Below are 26,024 nucleotides of genomic sequence, written 5' to 3'. Positions count from 1 at the left end.
AATGATGCAGTATAGCGGAAATACAGCGCTTGATATACAGCCGTACGGTGATTCCGCCGTTATCATCCGCTTTGGCGGGCACATCAGCGAAGAGGTCAACAGCCGGGTGCATGCGGCGGCAGCCTGTATGGAAGAACGGCCGTTTCCGGGCTTCGTTGAATGTATTCCGGCATTCACAAGCTTAACGATCTTTTATGACGTGTATGCCGTCTCAAACATAAAAAAAGGCGTCTCTCCTTTTGCCCTGGTCAAGAAAGAAGTGACAGAACGTCTCAGTCATATAATGACCGGCCGCAAAGAAGAGCGCCGGGTGATGGAAATCCCCGTTTGCTACGGCGGTGATTTCGGTCCCGATTTAGAAGAGGTCGCTGAGATGAACGATCTGACCCCGGAAGACGTCATCCGCATTCATACTGAAGGCGAATATCTCGTTTATATGCTCGGATTTGCGCCGGGGTTTCCGTTTTTAGGAGGAATGTCTGAGCGGATCAGAGCGCCGAGAAAGGCGTCGCCAAGGCCGTCCATCCCGGCCGGTTCAGTAGGAATCGCGGGAATGCAGACCGGTGTGTATCCGATATCCACTCCCGGCGGCTGGCAGCTGATCGGCAGCACCCCGCTCCGGCTTTTCAGGCCGGAAGAACATCCGCCGAGTCTTTTGAGAGCGGGCGATACGGTGAAATTCGTCCGGATCACAGCAGAGGAGTACAGCCGCATCAAGGAGGGAGCCGAATGAGTATGAAAGTGGTAAAACCCGGTCTCTTGACGACGGTTCAGGACACGGGACGGACGGGATATCAAAAATACGGTGTATTGGGAAGCGGCGCAATGGATACGATCTCTCTGCGCATCGCCAATCTTCTTGCCGGAAATCAAGAAAAAGAGGCGGGGCTTGAAGTTACGCTTATGGGGCCAGGGCCTTCCTTTGAGTTCTCAGAACCCGCGGTTATTGCCGTTACGGGAGCGGATTTCGCCTTTCATATTAATGGGGAGCCCGCCCCTCTGTGGAAACCGGTTTTGATAAAGGAAAACAGCGTCGTCTCATTCGGGCCGTGCAAGATGGGGAGCCGCGCTTATCTCGCCGTCGCGGGGGGATTTGACGTGCCCGCCGTCATGGAAAGCAAAAGCACGTATGTCAGAGCGGGGATCGGCGGCTTTTGCGGAAGAGCGCTGCAAAAAGATGATGAGCTGCCGCTCGGCCGTATGACGCCATGTTCGGAATCAATCGCGTACCGTCTGAGCGATTCTTTCGGACAGCATGGTTTCTCAGCGCCTGATTGGTCTGTCAGCAGCAGAGGATTTCTGCCGCTGAAAAAAAATCCGGTCATACGAGTGCTTGAAGGCGCTCAATTTCACGCTTTTACAGAAGAAGCAAAATTACGTTTTTATCAAGAGTCATATACGGTCACGCCTCAATCCGACCGAATGGGCTACCGGCTGAAGGGCGCTCCGCTTGAATTGCGGGAGCCGCTGGAAATGGTATCTGAGGCCGTGACGTTCGGAACGGTGCAGGTGCCGCCGGACGGCAATCCGATTATTCTGCTGGCTGACAGACAGACGACGGGGGGCTATCCGCGGATGGCGCATATCATATCCGCCGATCTTCCTCTCGTCGCCCAAACGATGCCGGGGGAACACATTACGTTCCGGGCCGTTTCGCTGGAGGAAGCGGAAATGCTGCTTTTGGAGAAGGAACAGCAGCTGAAGGAGCTGAAAGCAAGGCTCAAAATGGAATGGGTGATCTGACAAAGGGGCTAAAGACCATGGAAAACAAAAACAAGACCGTCATCAAATCAATGGAACTGCTTCATTTGTTTCTGACTGAACAGAGCCTGAGCCTAAATGAGCTGGTTTCTCTATCGGAAATGCCGAAGACCTCGGTTCACCGGATGGCAAGCTCACTGGAGGAAACGGGGTTTCTCACCCGGGCGGCGGACGGCCGTTATCAGCTTGGTCTGATCTTTTTACAATTCGGCCAGCTCGTCTCTGAACGTCTGGATATCAGGAAAATAGCCAAACCGATTATGGAAGAGCTGTGCGGCGAAGTGGATGAGGCCGTTCAGCTGATCATGAGGGACGGGGATGAAGCCATTTACGTCGAAAAAATTGAAGGCACCCAAACCGTCCGCCTGTATACGGCAATCGGCCGCCGGTCGCCGCTGTACGCGGGAGCGTGCGCCAGAAGCATTTTATCGTTTCTGCCGGAAGAGGAGATTGACACATACATTCAGAAGACAAAGCTTGCCGCAATCGCCTCAGGCACGATGACGGATCGGGCTGAACTGCTTCACTCCATTGAAAGATCCTTGCAATCAGGTTATACGATCAGCTATTCGGAATTAGAAGATTATACGGCGGCGATCGGGGCGCCGATTTTCAATCACGAAGGTAAGGTGGCTGCCGGAATCAGCATCGCCGGCTTCGAAGCCCGGTTTTCAGAGGACAGGCTGCCGTATTTAACCGAAAAGGTCAAAAACGCCGCACAGCATATTTCTGAGAAATTAGGTTATTGACCGAGCCAATTTTTCTTCACTCGCGTACATTACAATATCGATAGTAACGAGTGGAGGAAAGTAAATGGGACTTGTTTATACGGCGCTGGGGGATTCTTTGACGACGGGGAGGGGATCCGGGCCGTTTTCCGCCGGTTTTGTCCAGCGGTTCGGGCGCATGATGGCAGAAGATTTACAGACAAGAACCGACGTATCCATCTTTGCCAAATCAGGCCTTGAGACGGGAGAAATTCTCGGGCTTATGTCCTTGCCGTACATTCAGAGGCGGATTCAGGCTGCTGATATGATTACGATTACAGGCTGCGGCAACGATTTGATCGATTCGGTTCAGGCATATCAGCAAACATCGGATGCTTCGGTATTCACCAGCGTGTCCAGTCACTGCCATGAGAACTTTGAAAAGATGATAGCCAAGATCGCTGCCTTAAAAGGGCCGCACCCGTCTCCTTATGAGATCCGCGTCTTCAATTTATACAATCCTTTCCCGGGCATCTCCATTGCAGAAAAATGGATATCCTCTTATAATGCGCACCTCAGCACGCTCGCATCGGCGCCGCACGTCAAAATTGCCGACGTCCACAGCGCTTTCAAAGGAAAAATGAATGAATATCTTTCTCATGACCGCGTACACCCCAACAGCAAGGGGTATGAAGTCATGGCATGCGTCCTGCGGGGGCTCGGATACGGAAGCCTCGCCCGCTCATAAACCGCGCGCTCCTTTTCATGGGGAGCGCGCTTTTCGTGCTCCTTAAAACAAACTTAAAATTGTCCGACTTTCGTTCTATCCGCGCAAAAAGTACGCTAGAATAATGGGGGATAAAGACAGAAATAGAATTGTGTTCAAAAAATGATAACAGAAAGGATGGATTGCTTTGCTGCGCGCCTTAAAACTGTCACTCGCGATGCTGATTATTATACTTGCGGCCGCCGCATTTACGTATGCGGAACATACCTCCGTCATACAGCCGGTTATGCTCGTGTTTCTCGGTGCGGTCATGTTCATTCAGGGGCTGGAGGAAAAACGGAAAGAAAACGACGGCTCCGGGAAATTCAATATCTATACCGCCGTTTTTGTATGGTCGATCTCCTTAATCGGTTTTACGCTTCACGCGATCTGAGTCTGATAGATCCTGAAAATGCTCCACAACAGGAAATGGTGAATAAAAACGGTGCAGTAAGGCTTTCCACTCCTGATATTCCGGCGATCCGCGAAAGCCTTTTGTATGATCTTCTAATGTCTCCCATTCCACAAGCAGCAAATATTTATGCGTCTTTTCCATACATTTGGACAAGGAATGGGACAGATAACCTTTCATGCCCGCGATAATCGGCTCCGCCCGGCGGAATGCCTCTTCGAATTCCCCCTCAAGGCCTTCTTTTACATACAGCATGGCTGCTTCTCTGATCATCTGAGATTCCTCCTTTTTTTAATAGATACATTGTATAAGAATATGGGCCGTGACGGCCGGAAAAACAAAAAAATTTTAAACGCTCTGAGAAAAAAATCCTTGCCAGCCTGATTTGGTTTAGGAGAAAATAACAGTTGGAAGGCAGGGGAATAGACAGTGAAAAAAGGGTTATACCTATTACTTTTACTCGCAGGAATCATAGGTTTGATCGGCTGCTCGAAAACGGAATCGGCCGAAGACAGAATGAAAGATTTCGTAAAAGACTGGAACGGCAGTCATTACGATAAGATGTACCAAAGCCTCACCCAAGATGAAAAGAAAAAACGATCCAAAAAGGATTTTGTAAAACGATATGAAACCATTTATGAACAAGCAGGGGTCAAAAATCTGAAAGTCACTGCCGAAAAACAGGACGAAGACGATAAGAAAAAAGATGACCTCCAGCACATCGATTATAAAGTCAGCATGGATACAAAAGCAGGGAAGGTCGCTTTTGAAAACACGGCCGTCCTGAAAAAAGAGAAAACAGACGATGGCGAATCATGGAACATTGACTGGAATCCTTCTTTTATTTTCAAACAGCTTTCCGATGACAAAACCGTGCAGATCGCAAATGAGGAACCGAAGCGCGGACAAATTTACGACAAAGACGGAAAAGGTCTCGCCGTGAATACCGAGGTGCCGGAAATCGGCATTATCCCTGGAAAACTCGGCAAGGATAAAGACAGCGTGATCAAAAAACTGTCTGAAAAACTGGACCTTTCTGAAGACGATATCAAAAGCAAACTGAACCAGGGCTGGGTAAAAGACGACTCCTATGTCCCGATTCAAAAAATCAGACCGGATGATGAAAGCAAGGTCAAAAGCCTGCTCGCACTAGACGGCGTGACGAAAACGAAAGTCAGCTCCCGCTACTATCCGTACGGCGAAAAAGCGGCCCATCTGACCGGCTATATTAAAACCATCACAGCGGAGCAGCTGAAAAAAGCGAAAGACGGCCAATACAGCGATACTTCCAAAATCGGCATCGCCGGCCTTGAGAATGTATATGAAGACAAGCTGCGCGGCACGACCGGCTGGAAAATTTACGTCCCGCAAACAGGTGAGGTCATTGCTGAAAAGAAAGCCGAAAGCGGGCGGGATATTCATGTAACGATTGACATGAAAACGCAGACGAAGCTGTATGATTCTATGAAAGACGACAGCGGAGCGGCAGTCGCCCTCGAACCGCAAACGGGAGAGACCCTCGCGCTCGTCAGCGCACCGTCTTATGACCCGAACGGCTTTCTTTTCGGCTGGAGCGGAAAAGAGTGGAAAAAGCTGAATGAAGATAAAAACAATCCGTTTTCAGCGAAATTCAACAAACTTTATGCGCCGGGATCAACGATTAAACCGATTGCCGCGGCAGTCGGCCTGACAAACGGCACATTGAAAGCGTCGGAAAAGAAAAAAATCACCGGTAAAGAGTGGCAGAAAGATTCGAGCTGGGGCGGTTACCATGTCACACGCGTATCAGAGCGCCTGAATGAAGTGGATCTCGAAAACGCGCTGATCACATCGGACAACATCTACTTTGCGCAAAATGCCATAGATGCCGGAGCGGACGCGTTTACAAAAGGATTAAAAACATTTGGCTTTGATGAAGAGATTCCGTACCAATTTCCGATTGAAAAGTCCTCAATCGCTAACGGCAAGCTTGATTCCGAGATCCTTCTCGGAGATACGGGCTACGGCCAGGGGCAGATGCTGATGTCTCCTCTGCACTTAGCGGCTGACTATACCGCATTTGTAACAGACGGAAATCTCGTCAAACCGACATTGATCAAAGACGGAGAAAAAACACCGCAAATCTGGCATAAGCAAGTGGTGTCGAAAGCCAATGCCGAAGAAATCACAAAAGGGCTGAGAGGCGTCGTTGAAGATCCGCGCGGCTCTGCATATCAGCCGGCCGTAAGCGGCATTACCGTAGCCGGAAAAACCGGCACAGCCGAGCTGAAAACGTCTAAAGAAGATAAAGACGGCAAAGAAAACGGCTGGTTTGTCGGTTACGATTATAAAAAGAAAGACCTCTTGATCGCGATGATGATTCAAGACGTCAAAAAACGCGGCGGAAGCCATTACGTCGTTGAAAAAGCGAAAAAGCAGTTTCAGAATCATTAAATGACGATTTTTGCGGGCTGAAAGGAAAATCGGCCGCCGAAGCAGAATGAAACAGCATGGGCAATTCCTGAAAACAGAGATACAAGAGGCTCTAAGAAAAAGGGGGATTTCACATGCAGCGCATTCAATTGGCTGAAGACCTGGAATTTTCAAGAGTGATACACGGGCTTTGGCGTTTGAACGAATGGAATGTTTCAGACGGAGAGCTGCTGAATCTGATTGAATGGTGTATCAGCCAAGGCATCACCACCTTCGACCATGCCGATATATACGGCGGTTATACGTGTGAAAAGCTGTTCGGCGGCGCTTTGTCCCTTTCGCCTTCAATAAGGGAGCGAATCGAAATCGTCACAAAATGCGGGATTGTCATTGAATCACCGGAGCGGCCCGGAAACAAGTCGCATCATTATAATACGTCGAAGTCTCACATCTTAGCGTCGGCGGAGCAGTCGCTTTTGAATCTGAATACGGATTATCTGGATGTGCTGCTCATTCACAGACCGGACCCGCTTATGGACCCGGAGGCTGTGGCTGAAGCGTTTCACGCGCTGAAAAGCTCGGGCAAGGTCAGATATTTCGGGGTATCGAACTTTAAAGCGCACCAGTACAGAATGCTCGAATCCTATTTGGATGATCCGCTCATCACAAACCAAATTGAAATCTCGGCGTACGAGCTGGAAAATATTCATGACGGCACGCTGGATTTCTGTCAGGAAAAACGCATTCCGCCGATGGCGTGGTCACCGCTTGCGGGCGGGAGCGTCTTTACAGGACAATCAGATAAGGACCTCCGAATCCGTGCCGTGCTTCGTTCCGTACAGGAAGAAATCGGCGCTGCTTCCATTGACGAAGTCATGTACGCATGGCTGTTCACCCACCCGGCAGACATCATGCCGATTGTCGGCAGCGGAAAAGAGAACCGCATTTCCGCCGCGGTGCGTGCATCCGCGTACAAACTCAGCCATGATCAGTGGTTCCGGATTTATACCGGTGTCCAAGGCTGCGATATTCCATAAACAGAACAAACGCCCGGAAGGTATCTTCCGGGCGTTTGTTTATGTGGTGTGCAATGTCTAAAAACAAGTAAGGTCACTTTGAAGTATAGCCGTGCGGATCAAGAGTAACAAGCGTCATGGCATATTATCTGACACATTTTTCTCTTTTTCAATACTGTCACACGGCCCAGTGCCAAATTGCCATTTGAAAATGGTTGAATAATCATTGAAAGCGTTTTATATTATAATTTACACCACTTTCCCCGGCAGCACTCCCCATATGCCATACTTCTCACAACTAGAAAATCTGGAGGCGCGTTTCATGTATATGACAGCGAGAGAACAAAAATTAATGAAACATCTATTACTGCAGAACCGTTACGAGACAGTGCATGAACTGGCAGAAGCTTTACAAGTCAGCACAAGAACCGTTCACCGCGAGTTAAAAACAATCAAACCGATGATGGAATCATTCGGTCTGGCACTTGATAAACAGCCCGGCAAAGGACTGAAAGCGGTAGGAAACCCGGAGGACAAACAAAAACTCCTGTCAGACCTGTCCTATGAACAGCATGAATACAGCGCTGAGGAGCGGAAACTTTTAATTCTATGTTCACTATTAGAGTCGCAAGAGCCGATCAAGCTCTACAGTCTGGCGAACGAACTGCAAGTGACAAACGCGACGATCAGCTATGACCTGGATGAGCTGGAGACCTGGATTGCGCCCTTCGGCTTGACGCTGATCCGAAAAAGGGGCTTCGGCATTCAGCTGACGGGGCCGGAAAATGCGAAACGGAAAATCGTCGGCAATCTCATCGTCAACCGGCTTGATATTCAGAGCTTTTTGGAAGCGGTTGAATTCAATATTAAAGGAAAACCTGACGATGCTGAAAAAATGTTCGGCGTCGTAAATAAAGCGGAACTTTTGAAAATGGACCGGCTCTTGATTCAGCTCAAGGAAAAAATCGCGATCGCCTTATCTGACAGCTCATACATGGCGCTTGCGGTTCATTTAACCTTTGCAATGGACCGGATCAGACTCGGAGAAACCATCACGATGGAGGCTTCGGAACTAAAAGCGCTGCAGCAGACGAAGGAGTACGGCTCTGCGCTGGAAATGGCAAAAGAGCTTGAAAAAGCGTTCGGCGTTTCAATTCCGGAAGCTGAGATCGGTTATATCACCATTCATTTGCGGAGCGCCAACCGCCAATACAAAACGGAATTCAAACCGGAAAACATTGAAGTTGAAACGGCCTTGCAAACGAAGCAGCTGATCGGATTCATTTCTGAAAAAATCAAAATTGATCTGACGGAAAACGGTTCTTTATACGACGGTTTAATCGCCCATCTGGAGCCTGCGATCAACCGGGTGAAAGAAAATATCGACATGTACAACCCGATGACCGAGCAAATTAAACGCGACTACTTTCTGCTGTACATGGCCGTAGAAGAAGGAATGGAAAAATTCTTTCCGGGGCTTCTTTTCTCTGATGATGAGATCGCTTTCATCGTTCTTCACTTCGGCTCCGCTCTGGAAATCAAACGGGAAGAAGCGAAGATCAAGGCGCTGATCGTCTGTTCCAGCGGCATCGGGTCGTCCAAAATGCTCGCATCCAGACTGAAAAAGGAGCTTCCGGAAATCCGTTCCTTTGATATGTCTTCCCTCATCGAACTGAAGGACCGAGACATCACCGCGTATGACATGATCGTATCCACCGTTCCGATCCCGTATGGAAACATTGATTACGTCATGGTCAGTCCGCTTTTAAACGAAGAAGACGCTGATCAGGTGAAGCAGTACATCAAAAGAAAAATTCCGCTGATTCTTGACAAAAAAAGAAACGGTAAAAGAGAAGAGAAGCAGCCGGAGACGCCTGATATGCTGGAAGCGGCCGGCCGTATGGCACATTATGCGGCGGTTATCCAAAGCGTGCTGCGGAACTTTTCGGTCAAATCCATTGAGTCAAACACGGCGTACGAACTGTTTTTGAATCGTTTGTTTGCCATGCTTGAGCAAGAAGGATTTGTCCGTAATGCCAAACAAACCGCACAGCGCCTTGCAGAGCGTGAACGACAGGGCGGACTCGGCATTCCGGGAACGGCGATGGCGCTGTACCATCTCAAAAATGAAGAAATTGTCACGCCTTTTTTCAAAATTTATGATTTGACGGCTCCATGCAGTGTCAAAGGCATGGACGGAAATTCCCTGACCGTCGGCCGCGCTTTGGTGATGATGGCGCCGGCTGATATGCCCGCTGAAGGGTCGGAAATACTAAGTGCGGTCAGCTCCGCCATCATCGAGTCCGAAGACAGTATAAAAGCCTTCCAGACGGAGGATGAAGCCGATTTATACAAACGTTTAAACAAGCTGTTTTATCATTTCATTCAGGAGAAAGGACAGCGGTAAACAGAAAGCGCACACCTCATATGGGGTGTGTTTTTTTCTGCATGTATGAGGGTAAGGGGAAGGGAAGAAACTAAAAACATGGGACTATTGTATCATTCACGAATGGAATAGTTCTAAAACAAAATTGTTTTACAAGTTATATTTTTTGGTTTAAAATGGGTTGCGTGAGGAAGAAAATCTGACAGAGTTTTTTGTGATTTATGATTATGGGAGATGAAAATATGGAGACATTACAGCATCTGATTCTGCATGACATTTCAAATAGCGAAGAGATCGAAGCTGTAAAAAGCGGTGCGCATACCCTGACCTACGCGGAATATCGAAAACGAATCAACCAGCTTGCACAAGCGCTTCTTGATAAAGGAATAAAAAAAGGCGACAGAGTGGCGATGCTTTGCAAAAACGGCCACGCGTCATCCATTGTCATGTTTGCGGCACTCGAAATCGGCGCGGTTGTTGTGCCGGTCAGCTGGCAATTAACACCTTACGAAATGAAAGGCATTTTAGCAGCCTGTGAACCGAAAGCTGTCTTTTTCGGCACTGAATTTAAAGAGATTATGGAAGAAGTTCTTCCTGCGCTGGTATCTTCTCTTAAACTGAAGGTCGAGACAGGAACAGCTGCGGAGACAACGCCTGAGTTTGACGCTTTATTGACAGGCTCCGGTGATACACCGGATGTCGAAACGGTGTCTGAAAACGATACGGCATTGCTGATGTTTACTTCAGGTACAACCGGCAATCCGAAACGCTGCATGATCACTCACGGCGGCATATACAACTACGTAAACGCGACATTGGCTTACACGGGGAGAATGCAGCATGTCCGCTTCTTAGCATGCCATCCGAATTACCATACGAGCGCGATTATCTGCCAGATGGTCGGCACGATGAGCGGAACGACATTCATTATGACAGACAATCAGGACCCTGTGGAAAACTTGAAGCTCATCGAAAAAGAAAAAATTCAAACCATCATGGCGCTGCCAGTCTATTTCACATACCTGCTGAAAGCATGGGAAACGCACCAGACTGACATGTCTTCTATCGTTTATATGATGACGGGAGGCACAAAGGTGCCAAGCAGCCTGATCCAGCAGTATCTCGACATCGGCATCCCGCTCATGCACGGATACGGAAGCACGGAAGCGTGGGGCATCAGCTCTTGGAATCCGCAAATGGGAATGGATAAAGCCGCTTCCGCGGGTAAACCGATGGAAGAAGTGGACGTCCGCGTTGTAGATCCGGAAACAGGTGAAGTCCTTCCGCAAGGCTCAATCGGAGAAGTCGTTGTGACAAGTCCGTTTTTATTCAAAGGCTACGAAGGTAATGAAGAAGCGACACGAAAAGTGCTGAAAGACGGCTGGTTCCATACCGGCGATTCCGGCTATGTGGATGAAGACGGATTTATTTTTATCACCGGACGTTATAAAGATGTCATCATCTACGGCGGCGATAATATTTATCCCGACCAGATTGAAGAAGTCATTCAGCAAGTGCCGGGCATTCTCGAAACGGCGGTTGTCGGTATCCCTGATCCGCTTTACGGCGAAAAGCCGAAAGCGTTCATCGTGACAAACGGCAGAGAAGACCTGACAGAAGAAGAAGTGACCCGATTCCTGCAAGAACGTCTTGCTGCCTTTAAAATTCCGGACATTGAGTTCGTCAGCGAACTTCCGAAAAACAACCTTGGAAAAGTGAGAAAAGACGTGCTCCGCAAACAAGCGGTACGTTCATAATAGAGAACAAAAACCCGGCTGCCAGCCGGGTTTTTTTCTTGCGTTCCATGTGAAACATTTTTCTCCGAAAACGTTTTGAACTGTCTCAATCATGTTTATCCGGAGGACAGCCGAGGTAGACAAGAAATATGAGATCGAACAAGAAGGAGGAACTTGACATGGAAAACTATCCGAAGGAATTCCCGGCGGAATCACAAAACCGCCAGCCGGGCATTGAAAACGAAATGAATCCGGCGCCTGTTTACGAATACAAAGAATATAAAGGCGCTGACAAATTAAAAGGGAAAACCGCGCTCATTACAGGGGGCGACAGCGGTATCGGACGCGCCGTTGCGGTTGCTTACGCGAAGGAAGGCGCAAATGTCGCGATCGTCTATTTTGATGAACACGGTGATGCGGAAGATACAAAAAAACGAGTGGAAGAAGAAGGCGTAAAATGTCTGTTAATCCCCGGCGATGTCGGTGAGGAAGACTTTTGCAATGAATCCGTTGAAAAAACGGTTGAAGAATTCGGGCGTCTTGATATTCTCGTGAATAACGCCGCGGAACAGCATCCGAAAGAAAGCATTAAAGACATCACAAGCGAGCAGCTTCACAGAACCTTTAAGACAAACTTTTACTCACAATTTTATTTGACTAAAAAAGCGATTGATTACATGAAGCCGGGCAGCGCGATCATCAATACGACATCCATTAATCCTTACACAGGCAATCCGCAGCTGATTGACTACACGGCTACGAAAGGCGCGATTAACGGTTTTACGAGATCCATGGCGCAAGCGCTCGTCAACGATGGTATCCGTGTCAACGCCGTGGCGCCGGGGCCGATCTGGACACCGCTTATTCCGGCGACATTCTCAGAAGAAACAGTCGCTTCCTTCGGTCAGGATACGCCGATGGGCCGGGCAGGCCAGCCTGTTGAGCATGTCGGATGCTATGTGCTCTTGGCCTCAGACGAATCCTCTTATATGACCGGACAGACGCTGCATGTCAACGGCGGCAGATTTGTGACCACATAAGGAGGCAGACCCATGACGATATCGAAGCATGACGTGAATGCATACTATCAAAAAGCGGGAATCGTTCTGACTGATGATGAAGTTGAAGACATTCAAATCATGGATTACGGCTTAGGCAAGCTTGAGGAAACCGGGCTTCAGCTGTTTATTTACGTGAATACCGACCGCTACTGTTCGAAAGAATTGGTGCTCTTCCCGCGCCAGACGTGTCCGGAACACCGCCATCCGCCGGTAGGCGGCGAGAAGGGAAAACAAGAGACATTCCGCTGCCGCTGGGGGAAGGTGTATCTCTACGTGGAAGGCGAAAAGACAGAGAACCCAAGCGTCCTCCCGCCGGAAGAAGACAAGGAGTACTACACCGTCTGGCATGAGATTGTGCTTGAGCCGGGCGGACAATACACCATTCCGCCGGATACGAAGCATTGGTTTCAAGCGGGAGAGGAAGGGGCGGTCGTTACGGAAATGTCATCGACAAGCACGGATGATCACGATGTTTTCACCGACCCGCGCATTTAAGGATGAGGCTGCACGCCTCATCTTTTTTGTATGGAAAAAAATAAATTTACCTGTATAATGGCTAATAAAGGAAAGAAGGTGCGGTCGTGTTTTCCTGTCAAATCCGGGAACATCTGACGATCAGATTGCTTGCCAAAGAAGATACGGACGAATTGTATTCTGTTATGAAGCGAAATCAAAACCATCTCAGCGAATGGCTCAGCTGGGCGGAAGAACTGGCTGACATCGATACGTACCGCGATGTGATCATCCCCGAATGGCGCTATAAATATGCGGAAGAGAATGGGTTTGACGCCGGAATTTTTGTGAAAGGCCGGTTTTGCGGCATGATCAGCATCCATAATGTCGATACAGTCAATCAAAAAGCAGAGATCGGCTACTGGCTGGATCGAGAGCATGAAGGATTCGGCATTATCACCGCAAGCTGCCGGGCGGTCATCACCCATGCATTTCAGGACCTCGGGCTGAACCGCATCATGATCAGCGCGGCTGAAAAAAACACGAAAAGCAGGGCGGTGGCGGAACGGCTCGGATTTCAGAAAGAAGGACTGACGAGAGAAGGCATTTTCGTACAGGGCGCCTATCATGACACGGTGAACTACAGCATGCTGAAGCGGGAATGGAGCGAAGATCGGCAGAAGAGCACATTTCTTGGTTTAAATGTCTCCCCAATGTGGAAAAGTAACAGCGGAGACGTTAAAAAGGAGTGATTCTTCATGAATCAAAATGAAATCAAAGAAAAAGTGCTTGAAGTACTGGATCATCATAAAGTCGGTTCGCTTGCGACGGTAGAGCAAGGCAAACCGCATTCACGCTACATGACATTTTTCCATGACGGCTTAACGATTTACACGCCGACGAGCAAAGACACTCATAAAGCGGAAGAAATTGAAAACAATCCGAATGTTCATATTCTGTTAGGGTATGACTGTGAAGGATTCGGTGACGCTTATGTGGAAGTGGCCGGAACCGCCAAACTGAACAACTCAGCAGATTTAAAAGAAAAGCTGTGGGATCCGAAACTGGAACGCTGGTTTGACGGAAAAGACGATCCGAACCTGGTGATTCTTGAAATTGAACCGAAGCAGATCAAGCTCATGAACGCGGGTGAAAAAACGCCGGCCGAGCTGGAACTTTAATAAATCATTTGATTATTCAGGGGCAATCTGTTATACTTAACTGCTAAGTGACAACATGCAAATAAAAAAGAAAGTAAACTTCTTTTTTCTGTTTTGATATAGAAGCTTCAGGCTTCAACGGACAGCTTGAAAAAAAGCTGAGCTTATTCTTTTCCTTCTGATATTCGCCCCTAACGAAGAGATGGAAAAAAGACTTTTTGTTTTACAATTCACACCGGCGCGGCTTCGGAGCCGCAGTGACGATTGAGAGGTAGGGCTTTCGTTGTCTTGTGTTCAAGAACTTCCATGGTGTTTACTTTCGAAGAATGATTCTGTCGGAACTGTTAATACGAATCACCCGCGGGCTAAGGCGGGCAACCATATATTATTTATTTGCGTAAGAAAAGAATAAGACAAAACCGCGCCGGACATCCGGGCGGTTTTTTTATGTAAACGGCCGAAACCTCGCCGCAGTCTGCAGAGTCTAATCAGTATGAAAAGATTTGGAGGAATCATACATTGCACGTTATTACTTCACAAGTACTGTTTATCTTCTGTTTTCTGCTGCTGATACATTCGATTGAAACGCTTGCCTATGCAACACGGCTTTCCGGCGCGAGAGTCGGATTTATCGCGTCCGCGCTGTCATTATTTAATGTCATGGTTATTGTGTCGCGCATGTCAAACATGGTTCAGCAGCCGTTTACCGGACATCTGATTGATGCCGCCGGATCAAACGCTCTGTCTGTTGTGGGCGCCCAGTTTCGATTTTTAATATTCGGCTCCACGGTCGGAACGATGCTCGGCATCTGTCTTCTGCCGACATTCGTCGCGTTATTCTCCAGGGCGATTATACACTTGGCGGACGGAGGAGGCTCCGTCATGCAGGTATTTAAAAAAGGATTTTCACTGAACGGGCTGAAGCATGCGCGTTCTTATATCAGACTGCCGTCAGTCTCCTATTTAAAGGGGCTTCAATTCCGAATGATCCCGAAACGCTTGTTTGTCATTAATATGGTCATTACGTCTATTTACACGATCGGCGTTCTGTCCGCTCTGTACGCCGGCCTTCTGGCGCCTGAGCACAGTACGACCGCCGTGATGGCATCAGGCTTAATCAACGGCGTTGCGACTATGCTGCTGGCCGTGTTTGTTGACCCGAAAGTCTCCGTACTGGCAGACGATGTGGCGAAGGGCAAGCGCAGCTACGTCTCCTTAAAATGGACATCATTGACGATGGTCACATCAAGGGTCGCGGGCACGCTTCTCGCCCAGCTCGTATTCCTCCCCGGCGCTTATTATATCGCCTGGGTGACGAAATGGATGTAACGCATGAAAAAAGCTCCTCTGCAGAAGAGGAGCTTTTTTATTGATAATTTCTCAGGCCGCGATCATAAATAAAATTACCGAACGGAATAAAGGCCGCGATAAAACCGGCGGCTGACCATTTCACATGCCATTTGACAGTAAATGCCGCATACGCCAGCACCGCCAGATAAATGATAAACAAACCGCCGTGAATGGAACCGGCAATGGTGACGGCGAGCGGATGATGAGCCCAATACTTCAGCGGCATCGCGATAAACAGCAGCACCAAAAGTGACATTCCTTCAATAAACCCCATCGTGCGAAGTCTGCCGATCGGCGTGTGTAACATACAGCTCCCTCCTGTCGGACATCTTTTTTCCTCTATACTATAAGCAAAGGGCAGTCCTAATATGACCATTTCGCGTCAGTTCCTGAAAAAACCTTCATGATTTCAGCCTGTTGTTCTTGTCATTTTTCGGATTTCTCTTGATAATATAGCCAAAAGGGTAAGGAAGGACTACAGTCATGAAACTAGATAATGTGGATCTGAGCATCATTAAAGAGCTGCAGCGGGACAGCCGCCTGTCCATGCGGGAGCTGGGCAGAAAAATCAAATTGTCAGCCCCGTCCGTCACAGAGCGTGTCAGACAGCTTGAATCCTTCGGCGTTATTAAGCGCTATACATTGGACATTGATCAAAAAAAGATCGGGCTCCCCGTCTCCTGCATTGTCGAAGCGACGGTGAAAAACGGAAAATACGATCAATTCAAAACCTACATTCAATCCATTCCCAACATTGAATTTTGTTTTCGGGTCGCCGGGGCGGCGTGTTATATGCTGAAGATTAACGCGGACAGCCTGGAAACGATCGAACACTTCATCAACCGCACCTCTCCGTATGCCCAAACCGTGACCCACGTCATTTTCTCAGAAATTGACACAAAAAACGTCCTCGATTAGAGAGAGCGTGAGGAAGTCTGTTATAATAACAGGATGAGTGTGAAAGAAAGAGAAGTGAAAAGCATGTCAAAAACAGTTGTATTAGCTGAAAAACCTTCAGTCGGCCGGGACTTGGCCCGCGTTCTGAAGTGTCATAAAAAAGGAAACGGATATCTTGAAGGCGACCGCTACATCGTCACATGGGCGCTCGGGCATCTGGTAACGCTCGCTGACCCTGAAGGATACGGCAAAGAATTTCAATCATGGCGGCTTGAGGATCTTCCGATTATTCCGGAGCCTTTAAAGCTCGTCGTCATTAAAAAAACAGGAAAACAGTTCAATGCGGTCAAAGCTCAGCTTGTCCGGAAAGACGTCAGCCAGATCGTAATCGCTACAGACGCAGGACGGGAAGGGGAACTTGTGGCCCGCTGGATTATCGAAAAGGCAAACGTCCGCAAACCGATTAAGCGGCTGTGGATTTCCTCTGTGACGGATAAGGCGATTAAAGAAGGATTTCAAAAGCTCCGCAGCGGCAAAGAGTACGAAAACCTGTATCATTCCGCCGTTGCCAGAGCGGAAGCGGATTGGATTGTCGGCATCAACGCGACCCGCGCCCTGACCACGAAATTTAACGCGCAGCTGTCATGCGGACGCGTCCAGACTCCGACACTGGCGATGATCGCCAAACGCGAAGCGGATATTCAGGCGTTCAAACCCGTTCCTTATTACGGTCTCCGCGCGGCGGCTGATCAGATGACGCTGACATGGCAGGATAAAAAAACAAAGCAGACAAGAACGTTCGATCAGACGGTGACCGGCCGTTTGGCAAAAGACCTGCAAGGAAAGCCGGCAGTCATTTCAGAATTGAAAAAAACGGCGAAGAAAAGCTTCGCTCCCGGTCTTTACGACTTGACGGAATTGCAGCGGGACGCTCATAAGCGCTTCGGTTTCTCCGCAAAAGAGACGCTGTCCGTGCTTCAAAAGCTGTATGAACAGCATAAGCTTGTCACTTACCCGCGGACGGATTCCAGATTCCTTTCCGCAGACATCGTGCCGACTTTAAAAGACCGTTTAAACGGCATGGAAGTTAAGCCGTACGCCCAGTACGTCAATCAAATACTGAAGCGGGGCGTCAAAGCGCATAAAGGATTCGTCAATGATGCGAAAGTATCGGATCACCATGCCATCATTCCGACAGAGGAGCCGCTGATCCTTTCAAGCCTCAGCGACAAAGAACGAAAGCTTTACGATCTGATTGCCAAACGTTTTCTCGCCGTGTTAATGCCGGCGTTCGAATACGAAGAAACAAAGGTCACAGCCGATATCGGCGGCGAAACATTTACCGCAAAAGGGAAAACGGTTCAATCGCCTGGCTGGAAAGCCGTGTATGATATGTACGAGGATGACGACGATCATGAGGAAGACAAAGACCAGACGCTCCCGGATCTTCAGCAGGGTCAGCGCCTCACTGTCTCATCATTGAAAGAAACGAGCGGACAGACGAAACCGCCGGCGCGCTTTAATGAAGGCACGCTGTTATCCGCGATGGAGAACCCAAGCGCCTTTATGCAGGGAGAAGAGAAGAACCTTGTGAAAACATTGGGTGAAACCGGCGGACTCGGAACAGTCGCCACCCGCGCTGATATCATTGAAAAACTGTTCAACAGTTTCTTGATCGAGAAAAAAGAAAAAGATATTTTCATTACGTCAAAAGGGAAGCAGCTCTTACAGCTCGTCCCGGAAGATTTAAAATCGCCGGCCTTAACCGCTGAGTGGGAGCAAAAGCTCTCCGCCATCGCAGCGGGCAAACTGAAATCCGCCGTGTTCATTAAAGACATGAAAACATATGCGGGCAAAACGGTGAAGGAAATCAAAAACAGCAGCCAGACTTTCAGACATGACAACATTTCAGGCACCGCCTGCCCTGATTGCGGCAAAATGATGCTTAAAGTCAACGGCAAACGCGGCACGATGCTCGTATGTCAGGATCGTGAGTGCGGCAGCCGGAAAACGCTGGCAAGAAAAACAAACGCCCGCTGTCCGAACTGTCATAAGAAAATGGAGCTTCGCGGCCAGGGCGAAGGCCAAACCTTCGCATGTGTATGCGGCCACCGGGAGAAACTGTCCGTCTTTGAAAAGCGCAAGGCGAAAGATAAATCCGGCCGCGCATCCAAGCGGGACATCAACTCTTATATGAAAAGCCAAAACAAAGAGGAGCCGATGAACAACGCGCTGGCAGAACAGCTGAAAAAACTCGGCCTGGATAAATAGATCAGAGAAAGGCAGCATTTGTAAAGAAATGCTGCCTTTTGTTGTGTTTTTTACTGTAATGGGAATACGATCCAGACGAAGAGGGAAAAGGTGAGAGGCGGCGCTCCCATTTAAAATTTTCCAATGTGAAAAAATGCTAGTATTCTTTTATCGTTTCCTTTATAGTAAAAATACTTTGTGAAAAAATAAGATATGGGTCTAAAAAAGGATTTATAAAATAGGAGGATGGGCTGTGAAGCAATTCGTTTTTCGTCTGATGCTCCTTTTGATTCCGATCGTTCTGACGGCGGGGTGCGCGGAGGCCGGCACTGAAAAACAGGCGGCAGCCGAACCGTCCGGACCGCTTCAGCCCGCAGAGCATTTTATTTATCATAAATTGATGAACGGGCGGGGGATGATCCGGACGAACATATCCGGTGAGCCGGAATATTTATCTGAGTCTCTCGGACTATGGATGGCATTTTTGCTGAACAGGAAAGATGAACGGCAGTTTCAAGCGCAATATCAGCTTCTCACCGATTCGTTTCTGACGAAAAACGGGCTCGTGTCGTGGAAGATTGACGGGAATAAAGCGAGCGGCACCAATGCCTTAATTGACGATTTCAGAATCATGAACTGTCTGAATGAGGCCGGAACCCTGTGGAGAAACAGTGAATACGGGAAAACAGCGGTGCAGATCGGGAAGGCGCTGGAAAAATACAATACGAATGACGGGTATTTTACGGATTATTATGATGCCGCTTCAAATGCCGCATCAAAGACCGTGACGTTATCCTATGTTGACCCCGGCGCCTTACAGATGCTCAGAGAAAAAGGGATTATCGATGAGAAAACGGAAAACCGGAACCTTGATGTTCTCAATCATGCGCCCCTGAAAAATGGTTTTCTGCCGAAATCATTCAATACCGAAACAAAGGAATACAAATATGACAGCGAAGTGAATGTCATCGACCAGCTGTACGCCGCCGTGAATCTGAAGCGGGGCGATGGCAAGGCTGCCGCGCTGTCAAAATGGATGATAGAGGAATTTAAGTCGCGCGGACAGCTGTACGGACGATACAGCGCAGACACGAAGGAGCCGGCGGTTCAGTACGAATCACCGTCCGTTTACGCCCTGGCCGTTCTTTTTTTAGCAGAACAAAAAGCTGATCCGGCTGTCATCAAGCCGCTTTATGAAAGAATGACTTCATTTGAAACACTGGACACGCTGAAACCCGATTACGGCGGCTATATGAGCGGGAGCGATACACATTCTTTCGATAACCTGCTGCCGCTTCTGGCTGAAAGGAAATTGTTTAATGAAAATATCATTCAATGAATCACAAAAACTGTGCAGCTACACAGCAGTTATGCTGGTGCTGCTGTCTTTTTTTATTTACTATGCGTCTCAGCAATCCGCAGGGCTTCTGATAACCTGCATCACATTGCTTGTTGCGGGAGCCGGTATATGGTTCGGGGCAATTTACGCGCTCGTCATGACCTTACTCGTCTTATTTGTTCTCGGCAGCCTGCTCCTGTGGTTTCAGACCGGGAGCTTTATGGCGTCTGCCGGTGCCGAAAGTCTGCAGGTGCTGGTCATTTGGGGGATTGCGCTGCTGCTCTTTTCTTACATAGCGGGAAGGATTCACGAGTTGGCGAAGGGGCTTGAGCGCTCAGTGAAACAGCTGCGTGAAGAGATTACGAGCTTTGTCGCCGTCGACAGGGTGACCGGCTTTGACAACCATCTGCGGATGAAGCTGGAGCTTTCCGAAGAGATCAAGCGGGCGGAACGCTACGGCAATTCCTTCGTCTTTTTGCTGCTGCACATGCATTATTTCAAGGAATTTAAATCCCTGTACGGAGAAAAAGAGACCGATCGGCTGCTGGCGTTTATCAGCCGCCAAATCCGGTCAAGCGTTCGGGAAACAGACAAAAAATTCAGGCCGTCCGCCGAACGGTTCGGCATCGTGCTGACCCATACGCCTGAAGAAAACATGCCGGCCGTTCTGGCGAAGCTGAAAAAGGAATTGGATACGTACCGGCTGCAAAACGGTAAATACGTCTCCATCACCTTCCGTGTATGTTACTTGGCGTACCGAAAAGATTTACAAACGGCCGAGCAATTTTTAAACGAACTGGAAAACGAGATGATGATGAATGAACTCTAAATGGATACGTCTCTTACTCTCGGCGCTCTTCATGATTTCGGCGGTTTATGTTCCCCGTCCGGCGGAAGCAAAAGACAAAAAGGACGGCATTCTCATTATTTATACAAGCACGGACGGCAAAGAAACCGCTGAGGTCAAAATGCTTGATCTGACCGCGGGCCATTTCTCATCAGCCGTCACCGTGAAAAGCGACGGAGACATCACAGCCGCGGACTTCAAAAAGAATCGGCGCGTCATCTATTACGGCGTCACGAAAAAAAAGCTCAGCACATCATTTGTGTCACTGATCAGCAGCATGCCGCAGCAGCTTATCAGCATCGGCTATAACGCCGGACAGTTCCGCCAATTTGCGGGGTTGTCCCTGACAGAAAAAGAAACGGTATACCGCATTTACAGCAAGAAAGAAAAAACAGACATGCCGCTTGAAAAAGGGATGTCCGTGCTCGGCGTATCGGGAGTAAAAGGAAAGTCCCTTTATACATACCGGTCCGGTGACGGCAGCACCCGCCCTTTTATGTGGAAAACGGCGCGCTCTGACTATTATTTCGGTGTGACGAGCCTGTTAAATGATTCGTTTCTGACGGCGAAAGCGATGCGCAACGCATTCGGAGAATCAGAGGGCGGCACCCTCCTTTATTTGCGGCTTGAAGACATCAGTCCGATGTCAGATGAAACATTGCTTTACGAAGCGGGCGCTTACCTGCATAAAAGACACATTCCGTTTATTCTGGCGGTCATTCCGGTCTATCTCAATCCGGAAAACGGAGAAAAAGTATACCTGGCGGACAAGCCGAAAATGGTCCGCGTCCTGAAAAAACTTCAGCAAATGGGCGGCAGCATCATTATTCACGGCTACACGCACGCATACCGATACAGCGAAACGGGAGAAGGCTTTGAATTTTGGGATGCCAAAGCGGATCAGCCGATTACGTCAGAAAATGCGGATAATACTCCGGTCAAGCTTGAAAAGGAACAGGATTTTCCGAATGAAAAAGCGTACCGGGCGTATGTGAAACCTTTTCGTGAAAAAGAAAACATCTACACGAGAACGAAGCTGGAGCAGGCGATTGACGATCTGACAGAGCTCGGCCTTTACCCGCTGTCATTCGAAGCGCCGCACTACACGATGTCTGAAGAAGGCTACAAAATCGCATCTTCTTATTTCTCCAGTATTTTCGGACAAGTGCAGCTCAGCGGCACGACGTGGAAAACCTCGGGCGCCCCTCCGTTCGTCTCAAAGCCGGCTATGCTGGACGGGATGACGCTGTACCCTGAAACAATCGGTTATGCCGATAACTCAAAGGAAAATCCGCTCGGAGATATGGAGAATCATATCTCGCAGATGATTGATTTCGGCGGCGGAACGGCGGGCGGTTTCTACCATCCGTATCTCGGCATGAAATACCTTCCCGAGCTCGTCAATCAGATGGAGCGGATTCCCGGCGGCGAGTGGCTCGATCTGAAGAAAACGAAGCAAACGGTAACGTCGGACAGCGTCAGGATCAAAACGGACGGAGACGGAACCATTCATGTGGAAAACAAGATTCATCCGATAACGGCCTTTTTCAATCACCATCAGCAGACGCCTCTGGAAAAAGCGCTTTGGATTCTCTCCGGCGTGGTGTTATTGTTTATCATCATGTTCGCCTGCTACGTCCTTTATTTGCGCGCCACATTAAAAAAACGAATCTTTAAGGAGAGAAGAAGCCTTGAGTAACATTCTGTTTTTTATCTCATTAAGTTTAATATGGGTGATGCTTCTCTATCACATGTTTCTGATGCAGGGCGGATTCAGGCATTATATGACCTTCGAACGGAACATTCCGAAATGGCGCGCAAAGATGGGGGAGCTCCCGAAGGTCAGCGTGCTCATTCCCGCGCATAACGAGGAGGTCGTCATCAGGCAGACGCTGAAGGCGATGGTGAACCTGTATTATCCGAAAGACAGGCTTGAGATCATTGTCGTTAATGATAATTCCTCCGACCGGACGGGAGATATCGTCAATGAATTTTCCCGTCAGTATGACTTCATTAAAATGGTTATCACAAAGCCCCCGAACGCCGGAAAAGGAAAATCTTCGGCGCTGAACTCAGGGTTCGCGGAATCGAACGGAGACGTGATCTGCGTGTATGATGCGGACAATACGCCGGAAAAAATGGCGGTGTACTACCTGGTTCTCGGTCTGATGAATGATGAGAAAGCGGGAGCGGTTGTCGGGAAATTCCGTGTTATCAATGCGGCGAAAACGATCCTGACGAAGTTTATCAATATTGAAACCATCTGTTTTCAGTGGATGGCGCAGGGCGGCAGATGGAAATGGTTCAAAATCGCCACCATCCCGGGAACGAACTTCGCGATCAGGCGGAGCATTATCGAACAGCTCGGCGGCTGGGATGATAAGGCGCTGGCGGAGGATACCGAGCTGACCATCCGCGTGTATAATCTCGGCTATCATATCCGCTTTTTCCCGGCGGCTGTGACATGGGAGCAGGAGCCTGAGACATGGAAGGTCTGGTGGCGTCAGCGGACAAGATGGGCGCGCGGCAACCAGTACGTCGTTCTTAAGTTTTTATCCCAATTTTTCAAGCTGAAACGCAAGCGGATCATCTTCGATCTGTTTTATTTCTTTTTTACGTATTTTTTGTTTTTCTTCGGTGTGATCATGTCAAACACGATTTTTATCATCAATCTTTTTTACGACCTGCATCTGACAGTCGGGTTTTTGGCGATGATTTTGTGGATACTGGCCTTTTTCCTGTTTATGACTGAGGTCATGATTACTTTGAGCATTGAAAAAACAGAAATGAACAAACAAAACTTCTTTATCGTATTTCTGATGTACTTTACATACTCCCAGGCTTGGATCGTGCTCGTCATCTGGTCATTATTCACAGAGATCAAGCACCGATTGTTCAAGCAGGAAGTCAAGTGGTACAAAACGGAGCGATACAATCAAAATAAAAGCGGGTGACCTTTTTGAAAAAAGCGATCATATTGATAACTGGCCTTTTGCTATTGATGTATAACGGGCAGGCGGCCGCGGCCCGGGAACTGAAAACGGACGGTTCCGCCCTCGGAACAAGCGCCGGCGCAAAAGAGCAGCAGGCGCTGACTGGCGATCTGATGACACTGTACGGGGCGAAAGACAGCTCAGAGCTGACCTATCAGATTCCTGCGGGAGCTTCGAATGCCGATCAGTCGCTTCTGATTGATTACGAGGCGTCAAACTTATTAATTGCCCCGTCTTCTTTAACCATCGCCATTGATGATGAACCCGTCAAATCCATAAAGCTTGACGGCAGCTCCAAGCGGAAAACGGTGAAGCTCAATCTCAGCAAAAGCCAATCCGCCCAAGGCTATCACAATGTATCATTACGATTTTACGGCGTATTAAAAGAGGGCGTCTGCGTCAGGCAGGATACGTCAGGCAACTGGATAAAAATTTATCCGGACAGCCGCCTTGTGCTTTCAGAAGCAAGCAAGTCAAAGGGAGCGGATCTCGGCCATTTCCCGTATCCGTTTGCCCAATCAGGCAATACGGGTGAAGAAACCGATATTATCCTTCCTGACAAACCGACCTCTGCTGAAGCTGAAGCCGCAGTCAAAACAGAAGGATTTCTGAAAACGGCTGACAGCAGGCTGAAGGTATCCTATGTAAAAGAATCCGACGCCGGCAAAATCAGCAATCCGTCAATTGTCATCGGCGCTGATCAGCATTGGAACGGGAAAATAAAAGAGCTTTTCGATCGCGGGAACCTCAAAGCGGAAGACAACAAACTCCTTCTCGCTGAACGGGTTCTGACATCAGGGGACAAACGGCAGCCCGTCCTGTTTGTCACGGCGCACTCAGACAAAACGCTGGCGGATAAAATCCGCGTCATCACAGACAGCGCTTATTCAAGCCAGCTGGGCGGAGATACTTTGACAATCGGCCGCCTTCAGCCCGCTGCGGAAAAAACAGGCAATAAACTGACATTAGAGGACTTCGGCGCGGGAAATGTAACGGTCGGATCAAACAAAACGGCGTCAGAGCACTTCTTTTACCCTGCGGCGGCCGCTGTTGATAAAGACGGTAAGGTTAAGCTTTCACTTACATTAAAAACGTCGGAATCGATCCGGACGAAGGCGGATTCAGCTAATGACGCCGAGAGAGCGGAGCTGAACGTCATGGTCAACGGACAGCCGAATGCGGTGCGTCTTGACGATCTCGGCAATCAAGATAAAGACGGCTTTTACCACGTCTCAATCCCGATTGATCCGAAGCTTTTGCGAAGCAGCAGGTACATTGATCTGCAATTTGTCACGTCAGGTTTGAAACATAACAACCCGTGTATCGACCGTGACGAAAATAAATGGGTCTATATTGATAAAAGCAGCATGCTGACGTATCCGGTAAGTGATGCGGCGCAGAAAGCGGATTTCGGGCAATGGCCGCTCCCGTTTGCGGGCGGCGTGAAAGAGAAAACAGTGATCGTCATCCCGGATGACGTAAACATACAGACACTGAAAGAACTTTCTCTGGTGGCGGATTCATTCGGAAACGGCTTTACCGTAAAGACGGCATCAGACATGAAGGAAGCGGATGCCAAAGGCCGGAATGTTGTGTTTATCGGAGGCCTGCCGCAAATTCCGCTTTTGAAATCAAACGCCTCTAAGCTTCTCGTGCCGTCAGACCGCAGCGGCGCGTACGATGTTTCTTCGTTTCAAATGCTGAATGAGACAACGAAACAAGTCGCGTTTACCCAGGAATCACCTTGGGACTCCGGCCGGAGCATCGCTGTTTTTGCTCCGTTATCAGGCAGCGGCGCGTCTGTCACAAAAGAGCTGATCCGCTTTTTAGACAGCACAAGCGATGCCGCAACCGTCATTAACGAAACGGCCGGCCGGCAGCTGTTTTCAAACCATCAGCAAATCAAATCCGACGACAGCAGTCCATCGCCTGATACGAAAAGCCGTTCCGCAGCACTGAACGTCACGTATATCGCTGTTTTCGCTGCGCTTATAATTATTGCGGCCGGTCTGATCTGGCTGACGGCAAGAAGGAAAAAAAGAAAAGCGGACAATGAAAAAAGTGAAGAGTAATGAAGGAAAAAGAGGCCGTTAACAGGCCTCTTTTTTTGTATTTTTATTTCCATTTTTGGCGGTGATTTTTTTATTTTTGAAACAGCATAAAAGCCCCTTTACAACTGAACGGGACGGGAGTATGATCTCTTTTATAATCTATATCGCTTAATCTGTAATCAGAGCGGGGGAACCAATTTGCGGCGCGTCATGCCGCTTGGGGTGAATCCTTTTTCAGGTAGGGCCAACTCTCATCAGCCCGAATCCGACAGCTAACCTCGTAAGCGTTCATGAGAGGAGATGAATGAAACCTGTGCACGATTATGGCGCAGGGGCATCCGTTTGCCTCTGTGTCTTTTTGCTGTGCCGAAATATGGCATGCAATCGTTATTCAGAGACATCATAGCAGTAAGGGTTTGTAAATCAA

At 48.7% G+C, this 26,024-nt stretch carries 23 protein-coding genes and 1 riboswitch; of the genes, 21 read left to right on the top strand and 2 right to left on the bottom strand.

Features of this window, described 5'->3' with window-relative positions; all coding sequences use genetic code 11:
• The first annotated feature begins 1 nt into the window (after position 1).
• From pxpB to OWN49_RS17110, 5 genes are all read left to right on the top strand, one after another.
• Entirely contained in the window at positions 2–733 is a 732-nt protein-coding gene (gene pxpB, locus OWN49_RS17130; RefSeq protein WP_012116821.1) for a 5-oxoprolinase subunit PxpB, read from the top strand.
• 2 nt (positions 734–735) lie between these two features.
• Positions 736–1,743 (top strand): biotin-dependent carboxyltransferase family protein, encoded by a 1,008-nt coding sequence (locus OWN49_RS17125; RefSeq protein ID WP_094247900.1) that lies wholly within the window; start codon positions 736–738, stop codon positions 1,741–1,743.
• A gap of 17 nt (positions 1,744–1,760) precedes the next feature.
• Positions 1,761–2,510, top strand: coding sequence for an IclR family transcriptional regulator (locus OWN49_RS17120; RefSeq protein WP_077721811.1), 750 nt, complete (start codon positions 1,761–1,763; stop codon positions 2,508–2,510).
• 64 nt (positions 2,511–2,574) lie between these two features.
• Positions 2,575–3,216, top strand: coding sequence for a GDSL-type esterase/lipase family protein (locus OWN49_RS17115; protein ID WP_007609458.1), 642 nt, complete (start codon positions 2,575–2,577; stop codon positions 3,214–3,216).
• A gap of 196 nt (positions 3,217–3,412) precedes the next feature.
• On the top strand, positions 3,413–3,628 hold the full coding sequence (locus tag OWN49_RS17110; RefSeq protein WP_369719110.1) for a YczI family protein: 216 nt from the start codon (positions 3,413–3,415) through the stop codon (positions 3,626–3,628).
• Here OWN49_RS17110 and OWN49_RS17105 read toward each other — a convergent pair.
• Positions 3,599–3,919, bottom strand: a complete 321-nt coding sequence (locus OWN49_RS17105) for an antibiotic biosynthesis monooxygenase family protein (protein ID WP_003156282.1) — start codon at positions 3,917–3,919, stop codon at positions 3,599–3,601. The two genes, OWN49_RS17110 and OWN49_RS17105, sit on opposite strands and share 30 nt — an antisense overlap.
• 156 nt (positions 3,920–4,075) lie before the next feature.
• Between OWN49_RS17105 and OWN49_RS17100 the strand changes: the two genes are divergently transcribed.
• From OWN49_RS17100 to OWN49_RS17060, 9 genes are all read left to right on the top strand, one after another.
• On the top strand, positions 4,076–6,079 hold the full coding sequence (locus tag OWN49_RS17100) for a penicillin-binding transpeptidase domain-containing protein (RefSeq protein ID WP_176283121.1): 2,004 nt from the start codon (positions 4,076–4,078) through the stop codon (positions 6,077–6,079).
• A 113-nt stretch (positions 6,080–6,192) separates the two neighbouring features.
• The gene (locus tag OWN49_RS17095; RefSeq protein WP_070081375.1) at positions 6,193–7,095 is read left to right on the top strand and encodes an aldo/keto reductase; all 903 of its coding nucleotides are present in this window, start codon (positions 6,193–6,195) and stop codon (positions 7,093–7,095) included.
• Between the two features lie 301 nt (positions 7,096–7,396).
• A complete protein-coding gene (locus OWN49_RS17090) occupies positions 7,397–9,481 on the top strand; it encodes a BglG family transcription antiterminator (RefSeq protein WP_101562715.1) in 2,085 nt (694 codons plus the stop codon).
• A 221-nt stretch (positions 9,482–9,702) separates the two neighbouring features.
• The gene (locus OWN49_RS17085; RefSeq protein ID WP_063174392.1) at positions 9,703–11,217 is read left to right on the top strand and encodes a class I adenylate-forming enzyme family protein; all 1,515 of its coding nucleotides are present in this window, start codon (positions 9,703–9,705) and stop codon (positions 11,215–11,217) included.
• A 158-nt stretch (positions 11,218–11,375) separates the two neighbouring features.
• Positions 11,376–12,236, top strand: a complete 861-nt coding sequence (locus OWN49_RS17080; protein ID WP_176283122.1) for an SDR family oxidoreductase — start codon at positions 11,376–11,378, stop codon at positions 12,234–12,236.
• A gap of 12 nt (positions 12,237–12,248) precedes the next feature.
• Complete coding sequence (locus tag OWN49_RS17075) at positions 12,249–12,752, top strand: D-lyxose/D-mannose family sugar isomerase (protein WP_014304360.1); 504 nt, start codon at positions 12,249–12,251, stop codon at positions 12,750–12,752.
• A gap of 86 nt (positions 12,753–12,838) precedes the next feature.
• The gene (locus OWN49_RS17070; protein ID WP_014304361.1) at positions 12,839–13,462 is read left to right on the top strand and encodes a GNAT family N-acetyltransferase; all 624 of its coding nucleotides are present in this window, start codon (positions 12,839–12,841) and stop codon (positions 13,460–13,462) included.
• Positions 13,463–13,468: 6 nt separating this feature from the next.
• The gene (locus OWN49_RS17065; RefSeq protein WP_003156270.1) at positions 13,469–13,891 is read left to right on the top strand and encodes a pyridoxamine 5'-phosphate oxidase family protein; all 423 of its coding nucleotides are present in this window, start codon (positions 13,469–13,471) and stop codon (positions 13,889–13,891) included.
• Positions 13,892–14,389: 498 nt separating this feature from the next.
• On the top strand, positions 14,390–15,199 hold the full coding sequence (locus tag OWN49_RS17060) for a lipid II flippase Amj family protein (RefSeq protein ID WP_063174376.1): 810 nt from the start codon (positions 14,390–14,392) through the stop codon (positions 15,197–15,199).
• Positions 15,200–15,236: 37 nt separating this feature from the next.
• Here OWN49_RS17060 and OWN49_RS17055 read toward each other — a convergent pair whose 3' ends face one another.
• The gene (locus tag OWN49_RS17055) at positions 15,237–15,527 is read right to left on the bottom strand and encodes a DUF3817 domain-containing protein (RefSeq protein ID WP_003156265.1); all 291 of its coding nucleotides are present in this window, start codon (positions 15,525–15,527) and stop codon (positions 15,237–15,239) included.
• A 176-nt stretch (positions 15,528–15,703) separates the two neighbouring features.
• Between OWN49_RS17055 and OWN49_RS17050 the strand changes: the two genes are divergently transcribed.
• From OWN49_RS17050 to OWN49_RS17020, 7 genes are all read left to right on the top strand, one after another.
• On the top strand, positions 15,704–16,138 hold the full coding sequence (locus OWN49_RS17050; protein WP_003156263.1) for an Lrp/AsnC family transcriptional regulator: 435 nt from the start codon (positions 15,704–15,706) through the stop codon (positions 16,136–16,138).
• A 63-nt stretch (positions 16,139–16,201) separates the two neighbouring features.
• Entirely contained in the window at positions 16,202–18,388 is a 2,187-nt protein-coding gene (locus tag OWN49_RS17045; RefSeq protein WP_003156261.1) for a DNA topoisomerase III, read from the top strand.
• Between the two features lie 232 nt (positions 18,389–18,620).
• Positions 18,621–19,706: a lipoprotein YdaJ gene (locus tag OWN49_RS17040; protein WP_176283123.1), complete on the top strand. Its 1,086-nt coding sequence runs from the start codon at positions 18,621–18,623 to the stop codon at positions 19,704–19,706.
• Positions 19,687–20,535, top strand: a complete 849-nt coding sequence (locus OWN49_RS17035; RefSeq protein WP_103527139.1) for a diguanylate cyclase domain-containing protein — start codon at positions 19,687–19,689, stop codon at positions 20,533–20,535. Before OWN49_RS17040 ends, OWN49_RS17035 begins: the two co-directional genes overlap by 20 nt.
• Positions 20,525–22,252 (top strand): DUF2334 domain-containing protein, encoded by a 1,728-nt coding sequence (locus tag OWN49_RS17030; RefSeq protein WP_176283124.1) that lies wholly within the window; start codon positions 20,525–20,527, stop codon positions 22,250–22,252. The genes OWN49_RS17035 and OWN49_RS17030 overlap by 11 nt, the downstream gene beginning before the upstream one ends.
• Positions 22,245–23,507 carry a glycosyltransferase family 2 protein gene (locus OWN49_RS17025; protein WP_003156256.1) on the top strand — a complete coding sequence of 421 codons (1,263 nt, stop codon included), beginning with the start codon at positions 22,245–22,247 and terminating at the stop codon, positions 23,505–23,507. Before OWN49_RS17030 ends, OWN49_RS17025 begins: the two co-directional genes overlap by 8 nt.
• Before the next feature lie 5 nt (positions 23,508–23,512).
• Positions 23,513–25,618, top strand: coding sequence for a cellulose biosynthesis cyclic di-GMP-binding regulatory protein BcsB (locus OWN49_RS17020; protein ID WP_176283125.1), 2,106 nt, complete (start codon positions 23,513–23,515; stop codon positions 25,616–25,618).
• 134 nt (positions 25,619–25,752) lie between these two features.
• A riboswitch (cyclic di-AMP (ydaO/yuaA leader) is annotated at positions 25,753–25,899 on the top strand.
• Positions 25,900–26,024: the final 125 nt, after the last annotated feature.

It is taken from the genome of Bacillus sp. NEAU-242-2, from assembly GCF_027853835.1.
Lineage (GTDB): Bacteria > Bacillota > Bacilli > Bacillales > Bacillaceae > Bacillus > Bacillus velezensis.
The sequence above is the reverse complement of the archived record's forward strand: the minus strand, read 5'-3'. Positions and strand labels throughout refer to the sequence as shown.

Excerpts from the sequence above, each read along its gene's own strand:
- OWN49_RS17085 (WP_063174392.1), top strand. The coding sequence starts at position 9,703 with ATGGAGACATTACAGCATCTGATTCTGCATGACATTTCAAATAGCGAA.
- OWN49_RS17045 (WP_003156261.1), top strand. The coding sequence starts at position 16,202 with ATGTCAAAAACAGTTGTATTAGCTGAAAAACCTTCAGTCGGCCGGGAC.
- OWN49_RS17125 (WP_094247900.1), top strand. The coding sequence starts at position 736 with ATGAAAGTGGTAAAACCCGGTCTCTTGACGACGGTTCAGGACACGGGA.
- OWN49_RS17030 (WP_176283124.1), top strand. The coding sequence starts at position 20,525 with ATGAACTCTAAATGGATACGTCTCTTACTCTCGGCGCTCTTCATGATT.
- OWN49_RS17120 (WP_077721811.1), top strand. The coding sequence starts at position 1,761 with ATGGAAAACAAAAACAAGACCGTCATCAAATCAATGGAACTGCTTCAT.
- OWN49_RS17050 (WP_003156263.1), top strand. The coding sequence starts at position 15,704 with ATGAAACTAGATAATGTGGATCTGAGCATCATTAAAGAGCTGCAGCGG.
- OWN49_RS17035 (WP_103527139.1), top strand. The coding sequence starts at position 19,687 with ATGAAAATATCATTCAATGAATCACAAAAACTGTGCAGCTACACAGCA.
- OWN49_RS17090 (WP_101562715.1), top strand. The coding sequence starts at position 7,397 with ATGTATATGACAGCGAGAGAACAAAAATTAATGAAACATCTATTACTG.
- pxpB (WP_012116821.1), top strand. The coding sequence starts at position 2 with ATGATGCAGTATAGCGGAAATACAGCGCTTGATATACAGCCGTACGGT.
- OWN49_RS17055 (WP_003156265.1), bottom strand. The coding sequence starts at position 15,527 with ATGTTACACACGCCGATCGGCAGACTTCGCACGATGGGGTTTATTGAA.
- OWN49_RS17105 (WP_003156282.1), bottom strand. The coding sequence starts at position 3,919 with ATGATCAGAGAAGCAGCCATGCTGTATGTAAAAGAAGGCCTTGAGGGG.
- OWN49_RS17065 (WP_003156270.1), top strand. The coding sequence starts at position 13,469 with ATGAATCAAAATGAAATCAAAGAAAAAGTGCTTGAAGTACTGGATCAT.
- OWN49_RS17115 (WP_007609458.1), top strand. The coding sequence starts at position 2,575 with ATGGGACTTGTTTATACGGCGCTGGGGGATTCTTTGACGACGGGGAGG.
- OWN49_RS17075 (WP_014304360.1), top strand. The coding sequence starts at position 12,249 with ATGACGATATCGAAGCATGACGTGAATGCATACTATCAAAAAGCGGGA.
- OWN49_RS17110 (WP_369719110.1), top strand. The coding sequence starts at position 3,413 with ATGCTGATTATTATACTTGCGGCCGCCGCATTTACGTATGCGGAACAT.
- OWN49_RS17080 (WP_176283122.1), top strand. The coding sequence starts at position 11,376 with ATGGAAAACTATCCGAAGGAATTCCCGGCGGAATCACAAAACCGCCAG.
- OWN49_RS17095 (WP_070081375.1), top strand. The coding sequence starts at position 6,193 with ATGCAGCGCATTCAATTGGCTGAAGACCTGGAATTTTCAAGAGTGATA.